Here is a 5,973-nt window from a genome sequence, read left to right as displayed (position 1 = left end):
CGCTTTTTGACATTGTTGAATATCTGAAGAGATATGTGGGCGGTTTGGTTTCGTTTTTCGACGGATCGACGTTTGCATATCAACGCCGGGAGGGTCTTATGGATCTGATGATCGGTGTCAGCTTCACTGTTTGGGTGGCTTTCGGTTTCTGATGAAACCTGGAGCACAATCAAACAGATGACTTCCAATGCGTCTCTGTTCCTAGCCGGGTGGAGATAGTGATCGCCCCCTAAGTGGTCACGAAGTATTGGAGATGTGCAGAGGTTCGAACGTCAAGGATACATCTTCGGATGTTTCAACTTGAGAGTTTGATCCTGGCTCAGAACGAACGCTGGCGGCAGGCCTAACACATGCAAGTCGAGCGCATCCTTCGGGGTGAGCGGCGGACGGGTTAGTAACGCGTGGGAACGTGCCCTTCTCTAAGGAATAGCCACTGGAAACGGTGAGTAATACCTTATACGCCCTTCGGGGGAAAGATTTATCGGAGAGGGATCGGCCCGCGTTAGATTAGATAGTTGGTGGGGTAATGGCCTACCAAGTCTACGATCTATAGCTGGTTTTAGAGGATGATCAGCAACACTGGGACTGAGACACGGCCCAGACTCCTACGGGAGGCAGCAGTGGGGAATCTTGGACAATGGGCGCAAGCCTGATCCAGCCATGCCGCGTGAGTGAAGAAGGCCTTAGGGTCGTAAAGCTCTTTCGCCAGGGATGATAATGACAGTACCTGGTAAAGAAACCCCGGCTAACTCCGTGCCAGCAGCCGCGGTAATACGGAGGGGGTTAGCGTTGTTCGGAATTACTGGGCGTAAAGCGCGCGTAGGCGGACTATTAAGTCAGGGGTGAAATCCCGGGGCTCAACCCCGGAACTGCCTTTGATACTGGTAGTCTAGAGTTCGAGAGAGGTGAGTGGAATTCCGAGTGTAGAGGTGAAATTCGTAGATATTCGGAGGAACACCAGTGGCGAAGGCGGCTCACTGGCTCGATACTGACGCTGAGGTGCGAAAGTGTGGGGAGCAAACAGGATTAGATACCCTGGTAGTCCACACCGTAAACGATGAATGCCAGACGTCGGGCAGTATACTGTTCGGTGTCACACCTAACGGATTAAGCATTCCGCCTGGGGAGTACGGTCGCAAGATTAAAACTCAAAGGAATTGACGGGGGCCCGCACAAGCGGTGGAGCATGTGGTTTAATTCGAAGCAACGCGCAGAACCTTACCAACCCTTGACATCCTAGGACAACTCCAGAGATGGAGCCTTCCTTCGGGACCTAGTGACAGGTGCTGCATGGCTGTCGTCAGCTCGTGTCGTGAGATGTTCGGTTAAGTCCGGCAACGAGCGCAACCCACGTCCTTAGTTGCCAGCAGGTTATGCTGGGCACTCTAAGGAAACTGCCCGTGATAAGCGGGAGGAAGGTGTGGATGACGTCAAGTCCTCATGGCCCTTACGGGTTGGGCTACACACGTGCTACAATGGCAGTGACAATGGGTTAATCCCAAAAAGCTGTCTCAGTTCGGATTGGGGTCTGCAACTCGACCCCATGAAGTCGGAATCGCTAGTAATCGCGTAACAGCATGACGCGGTGAATACGTTCCCGGGCCTTGTACACACCGCCCGTCACACCATGGGAGTTGGTTCTACCCGACGGCCGTGCGCTAACCTTTCGAGGAGGCAGCGGACCACGGTAGGATCAGCGACTGGGGTGAAGTCGTAACAAGGTAGCCGTAGGGGAACCTGCGGCTGGATCACCTCCTTTCTAAGGATGTTTCTGGCAGATTTGTTCGCAAATCTCGTGAAACACTTAGCAAGATCAGCAATCAAAGCTGATCAAACTCCAAGAAATTGAGCCGTCCTCATATCTCTTCAGAATAAGCTAGGTCCTGCGTGGTAGACTACGCGGGGTTCCAGGCATGGGGCCTTAGCTCAGCTGGGAGAGCGCCTGATTTGCATTCAGGAGGTCAGGAGTTCGATCCTCCTAGGCTCCACCACTGACCGGCTCGCAAGAGAATGGGTCGGTAGCTCAGGTGGTTAGAGCGCACGCCTGATAAGCGTGAGGTCGGAGGTTCAAGTCCTCCTCGACCCACCATTCTTCGATTTGATCGTTAAGCACCAGTTTTGGTTCTTAACCGTCCAATCGGACATACGTCCTGACATCGCCGCAAGGCGGTGGGGCACACTTACTGACATCGTGAAGAGATACAATAACGACACTGTTGGTGCCACGAGTGGGTGGTTACCTCGGGTCTGTGCCAAGGCTTCGGCCGCGGCAAGCTTGCGGAATTGGGTGTTTCCTCGCCCGTCCGCCGAGTATGCAGTCCGAAACGAACAGTGTTGTCCAAGTCAAGTACACTAACCCGCGCAACCAAGCGGTTGCGCATTGTCCTTTTTCCTCCATGTGGGGCCGACCGACATCGGCAGCATGGGTTCCAGGGGAAAGGGCGGGAAAGTATGACTTTTGGTTCAGAAATAGAGGCGTGCATTCTTGCCAGCGTGCGTGCCGTGACGAACTGGGTTTTATCGCGACACTGGTTGCGGGCGGTCAAACGTCCTCAAGTAGCGCAGCGGTAGGACATCAAGCCAGTCTGTCTCTTTCTGGATCAAATCAAGCGCGAGAAGGGCGTTTGGTGGATGCCTTGGCAGCAAGAGGCGATGAAGGACGTGATACTCTGCGATAAGCTAGGGGGAGCCGAGAATAGGCTTTGATCCCTGGATCTCCGAATGGGGCAACCCACCTGAAAGTTCTCTATTACTACTTCGGTAGCTAATAGGGTTCTTAACCAGGTACTTAAGACCTGAATACATAGGGTCTTAAGAGCAAACCCGGGGAACTGAAACATCTAAGTACCCGGAGGAAAGGAAATCAATATGATACTCCCCTAGTAGCGGCGAGCGAACGGGGACCAGCCAAGCCAGATGAGTGAGAAGAACATGTTGGGAAGCATGGCCATAGCGGGTGACAGCCCCGTATTCGAAGCTCTGATGGATGTATTAAGTAGGGCGGGACACGTGAAATCCTGTCTGAAGATCGGGGGACCACCCTCGAAGGCTAAGTACTCCTTGCTGACCGATAGCGAACCAGTACCGTGAGGGAAAGGTGAAAAGCACCCCGACGAGGGGAGTGAAACAGTACCTGAAACCGAACGCCTACAATCAGTCGGAGGCTCCTTGCGAGCTGACGGCGTACCTTTTGTATAATGGGTCATCGACTTAGTGTATCTAGCAAGCTTAAGCCGTTAGGTGTAGGCGCAGCGAAAGCGAGTCTTAATAGGGCGACTGAGTTAGATGCATTAGACCCGAAACCGAGTGATCTAGGCATGGCCAGGCTGAAGGTAAGGTAACACTTACTGGAGGGCCGAACCCACATCTGTTGAAAAAGATCGGGATGAGCTGTGCCTAGGGGTGAAAGGCCAATCAAACTCGGAGATAGCTGGTTCTCTGCGAAATCTATTTAGGTAGAGCGTCATATGAATACTCTCGGGGGTAGAGCACTGGATGGGTAATGGGGCCCCACAGGCTTACTGATCCTAACCAAACTCCGAATACCGAGAAGTACTGTATGGCAGACACACTGCGGATGCTAACGTCCGTAGTGGAGAGGGAAACAACCCTGACCTCCGGCTAAGGCCCCTAATTCATGGCTAAGTGGGAAAGCAGGTGAGACGACCAAAACAACCAGGAGGTTGGCTTAGAAGCAGCCATCCTTTAAAGATAGCGTAACAGCTCACTGGTCTAAATAAGTTGTCTTGCGGCGAAGATGTAACGGGGCTCAAGCCATGAGCCGAAGCCGAGGATGCACGTAAGTGCGTGGTAGCAGAGCGTAGTGTGACATAGGACTTATCTTTATTATCGCACTGAGAGTTGCTGAGCATTCGTGCTCAAGTAGCCCTCCGGGCGGTAGCACAAGATAAAGTCCTTTCGATGAAGCCGGGGCGTGAGCCATCCGGTGGAGAGATCACTAGTGAGAATGATGACATGAGTAGCGACAAAGAGTGTGAGAGACACTCTCGCCGAAAGTCCAAGGGTTCCTGCTTAAAGCTAATCTGAGCAGGGTAAGCCGACCCCTAAGGCGAGGCCGAAAGGCGTAGTCGATGGGAACCAGGTTAATATTCCTGGGCCAGGAGGATGTGACGGATCATGAAGGTTGTTCACCCTTATCGGATTGGGTGGGCCGCTGATTGGTTCCTGGAAATAGCCCTCCATGAGATCGTACCCTAAACCGACACAGGTGGACTGGTAGAGCATACCAAGGCGCTTGAGAGAACGATGTTGAAGGAACTCGGCAAAATACCTCCGTAAGTTCGCGAGAAGGAGGCCCAGTTTCTACGCAAGTATTGGCTGGGGGCACAAACCAGGGGGTGGCGACTGTTTACTAAAAACACAGGGCTCTGCGAAGTCGCAAGACGACGTATAGGGTCTGACGCCTGCCCGGTGCCTGAAGGTTAAAAGGAGGGGTGAGAGCTCCGAATTGAAGCCCAGGTAAACGGCGGCCGTAACTATAACGGTCCTAAGGTAGCGAAATTCCTTGTCGGGTAAGTTCCGACCTGCACGAATGGCGTAACGACTTCCCCGCTGTCTCCAACATCGACTCAGCGAAATTGAATTGCCTGTCAAGATGCAGGCTTCCCGCGGTTAGACGGAAAGACCCCGTGCACCTTTACTACAGCTTCGCACTGGCATCAGGCACAGCATGTGCAGGATAGGTGGTAGGCTTTGAAGCAGGGACGCCAGTTCCTGTGGAGCCTTCCTTGAGATACCACCCTTGTTCTGCTTGATGTCTAACCGCGGTCCGTTATCCGGATCCGGGACCCTGCGTGGCGGGTAGTTTGACTGGGGCGGTCGCCTCCTAAAGCGTAACGGAGGCGCGCGAAGGTTGGCTCAGAGCGGTCGGAAATCGCTCGTTGAGTGCAATGGCAGAAGCCAGCCTGACTGCAAGACTGACAAGTCGAGCAGAGTCGAAAGACGGCCATAGTGATCCGGTGGTCCCAAGTGGGAGGGCCATCGCTCAACGGATAAAAGGTACGCCGGGGATAACAGGCTGATACTGCCCAAGAGTCCATATCGACGGCAGTGTTTGGCACCTCGATGTCGGCTCATCTCATCCTGGGGCTGGAGCAGGTCCCAAGGGTACGGCTGTTCGCCGTTTAAAGAGGTACGTGAGCTGGGTTTAGAACGTCGTGAGACAGTTCGGTCCCTATCTGCCGTGGGTGTAGGATACTTGAGAGGAGTTGCCCCTAGTACGAGAGGACCGGGGTGAACGATCCACTGGTGGACCTGTTGTCGTGCCAACGGCAGTGCAGGGTAGCTATGATCGGACAGGATAACCGCTGAAGGCATCTAAGCGGGAAGCCCCCCTCAAAACAAGGTATCCCTGAGGGCCGTGGTAGACCACCACGTCGATAGGCCGGAGATGTAAGCGCAGCAATGCGTTCAGTTGACCGGTACTAATGGCCCGATAGGCTTGATTTGATCCAGTAAAAGACAGACTAATCATCTGAAAACTGGAACAAAAAGTCATACACCAGCTTGACTTGGACAGTTCGCCCTCAAGTAGCGCTCCGCGCGGTAGGGCAACAAAAGTCGTTATCTCAGGATTTTCCTCGGTTTGGTGGTCATAGCGCAAGTGAAACACCCGGTCCCATCCCGAACCCGGAAGTTAAGCACTGTTGCGCCGATGGTACTGCGTCTTAAGACGTGGGAGAGTAGGTCACCGCCAAACCTAGAAAAATCCTGAAACACGTATCTCTCAATCACGATACAATACCCATAGCGCGGGATGGAGCAGCCCGGTAGCTCGTCAGGCTCATAACCTGAAGGTCGCAGGTTCAAATCCTGCTCCCGCAACCAAATACACAGAACAAGCCGCCCAAGGGCGGCTTTGTTCGTTGGGCAACACGCCAAAACCCAGCAATCCCCCAAAGCGGACACCACCTCGAAAAACAGTTGGTCGAATCCCGCGGAAACGGGACACGT

The 5,973-nt window shown here is 53.6% G+C and carries 3 tRNA genes and 3 rRNA genes; all 6 read left to right on the top strand.

Annotated features, from left to right (window positions below):
• The first annotated feature begins 296 nt into the window (after positions 1 to 296).
• The 6 genes from JQ863_RS19270 (at position 297) to JQ863_RS19245 (ending at position 5,847) form a co-directional block, all read left to right on the top strand.
• Positions 297 to 1,759 (top strand): 16S ribosomal RNA (locus JQ863_RS19270).
• A 156-nt stretch (positions 1,760 to 1,915) separates the two neighbouring features.
• Positions 1,916 to 1,991, top strand: a tRNA-Ala gene (locus tag JQ863_RS19265).
• Between the two features lie 21 nt (positions 1,992 to 2,012).
• A tRNA-Ile gene (locus tag JQ863_RS19260) sits at positions 2,013 to 2,089 on the top strand.
• A 514-nt stretch (positions 2,090 to 2,603) separates the two neighbouring features.
• A 23S ribosomal RNA gene (locus JQ863_RS19255) occupies positions 2,604 to 5,469 on the top strand.
• A gap of 135 nt (positions 5,470 to 5,604) precedes the next feature.
• Positions 5,605 to 5,719, top strand: a 5S ribosomal RNA gene (gene rrf, locus JQ863_RS19250).
• Together the 16S, 23S and 5S rRNA genes with 3 tRNA genes alongside form the textbook arrangement of a ribosomal RNA operon.
• 51 nt (positions 5,720 to 5,770) lie before the next feature.
• Positions 5,771 to 5,847, top strand: a tRNA-Met gene (locus JQ863_RS19245).
• The last annotated feature ends 126 nt before the right edge of the window (positions 5,848 to 5,973 follow it).

This window comes from Shimia biformata (genome assembly GCF_016888515.1).
Lineage (GTDB): Bacteria > Pseudomonadota > Alphaproteobacteria > Rhodobacterales > Rhodobacteraceae > Shimia_A > Shimia_A biformata.
Note: the sequence above shows the minus strand (reverse complement) of the source record. Positions and strands in the feature narration are given on the sequence as shown.